Below are 315 nucleotides of genomic sequence, written 5' to 3' on the forward strand. Positions count from 1 at the left end.
GGTTCAGGCTGCGGTTCGGGCGATGCCGCGACCGGCTCCGGCTCCGGTTCGTAATCCGGCAGCGGCTGGGCGACGATTTCCTCGGTCACCGGCAGGTCGAAACCCGGTTCGATGCGGTCGGCGGGCGCGTAGGCGCTCGCTGGCGGCGGTTCGGCGACGGTGTCTTCGGCGGGCTCCGGCTCGGGCTCCGGTTCGGTCTCGGGCACCGCGTGGACGACCGGTTCCAGTTGCGGTTCGACGCGGTCCGCGGGGGCGTAGTCCGCCGCAACCGGCGCCGCTTCCTGCGCTTCCTCGGCCTCGGGCGCGCGCCGCCAC

General features: G+C 74.3%; 1 pseudogene. It reads right to left on the reverse strand.

Features of this window, described 5'->3' with window-relative positions:
- Positions 1-315: pseudogene (locus tag ACEN88_RS35020) on the reverse strand (hypothetical protein); the annotation flags it as partial.

The organism is Massilia sp. CT11-108 (assembly GCF_047302915.1).
Classification (GTDB): Bacteria; Pseudomonadota; Gammaproteobacteria; order Burkholderiales; family Burkholderiaceae_D; genus Telluria; species Telluria orientalis.